The organism is Pseudomonas morbosilactucae (genome assembly GCF_023241665.1).
Taxonomy (GTDB): domain Bacteria; phylum Pseudomonadota; class Gammaproteobacteria; order Pseudomonadales; family Pseudomonadaceae; genus Aquipseudomonas; species Aquipseudomonas morbosilactucae.
The window spans coordinates 1-1529 of sequence record NZ_JALQCX010000089.1; the positions used below are offsets into that span (position 1 = coordinate 1).

General features: G+C 49.5%; 1 protein-coding gene. It reads right to left on the reverse strand.

The annotated features are described in order from the left end of the window. Nucleotides 1-436: 436 nt before the first annotated feature. Nucleotides 437-1270, reverse strand: coding sequence for a hypothetical protein (locus tag M1B35_RS31320; RefSeq protein WP_268264003.1), 834 nt, complete (start codon nucleotides 1268-1270; stop codon nucleotides 437-439). Between the last annotated feature and the right edge of the window lie 259 nt (nucleotides 1271-1529).

Here is a 1529-nt window from a genome sequence, read left to right on the forward strand (position 1 = left end):
ACATTAAAAAATCCCTTTGAAAAAGCACTTATCCCCTCCCGCCGACGGGCTTTGCGTCGGCTTTTTTGTGCAAAGCCAAGGGATGGTGCAAACCATGGTCCCACCCAGGCCCACTGCGAGGTCTGTGGGGCTCCAAGTGATTGCACAAGGTGCAAAGTATTGAAAGGACGTGCAAGGGCCTTATGTACGAACGTAGACAGGAGCATCGGGAGAGGACAGAGCTGAGCATCGGTTTATAAGGCTGGCACTGAAAAAATGCAGCCTTTCGACCATTTTTCCCAATCGGTACTGATCATATTTTACGTTCAAAAGGGGCTTGGCGCTTAAAGGCCGATACAGCCTACAGCTCAGGAAATCCGTGGCTTTTAGCCGTTCCGAGCGTTTTCAATTTAGTGAAATTGCGTGGAGCCCTGATATTGCTGTTTACACGTCGTATTTAACCGCCCATACAGATTTCCCCTGCATTACCGTTGCAGAGGACGGTATGAACATCCTGGACCTGCATATCCATAACTATGGCTTGCCCAGCCATAGCTCGTGCCAGATTCCAAACGAATAAGTCCGCTACATCCAATAGCGGATGCTTATCAGCGATGTCTGAGTCATCTACAGGTAAAAAACTCGACCCTCTAGGCCCGCGAACTACTAACTCTCGTGCCAGAACCGCCCATTGCACCTGCTTAGAGAACCATTGAATTTTCGTTTTTTCTCTATCCAAGAAGACTTTGCTTACTTTGAAGGCGGGCTCGATAAGGTTCCCCTCAAGCCTCCAATGCGGTCGATTCGGAGGGGTAACCACTTCAAGAGGATTTGGCGGGGGATTAATCACTGCTGGGTCAAGCAGCAGCGCGACGCGCTGATACACAAAAAGCTCGCGCCACTTATCATCAACGGGGTGAACAGTATCCTCATAACCCGATCCTGCTTTAGCTTTTAAGCGAAACGAGGTCGGGTAACTATCGACTGGCATACAGCCCAATACATAGCATGGCTGTAACTCAGCTATGGCACTGAATACGGCACCGCATAAAGCTGCAGGACCACCGGCATCGAGGTGCCTCCAGTCTGATTTGCTGCGAGCATCCCCATAAAAAAGCTCGCGGCAATGCAAGCTAGATCTCGAGGTTCCCCCGAAGCGTTCTTTTACGGTGTTTACAACATTTACGGCTTTCTCGACTTGATCCTCGGGTATCAGTACAAGGCCATAGAAAGTGCCGGCCCGCCCAGTGCTGGCGTCGCCGAAAGCCACATATACAGTTTCCGATTCCATGCTTATTGATCCTCAACAGCGTGTCATCCATGGATGAAGGACAACAGGGGCGTTAATCATCCTAGCCAATTGTTATAGCCTTGATGAATTTTAGCCTGCATCGCTGTACCGCCGAGGTGGTCAACGTCCACATTACGTCCACACTCGACTCGGAAACCTGCCCCAAATATCCCTAAATATCATTTAAAAACAAAGCAATACTAAATACAGCCAGGAAGGCTTGGTCATTTTTACGGGCTCATAATCCTTTGGTCCACGG

Coding starts and splice junctions, on each gene's coding strand:
- M1B35_RS31320 (WP_268264003.1), bottom strand. CDS start 1,270: ATGGAATCGGAAACTGTATATGTGGCTTTCGGCGACGCCAGCACTGGG.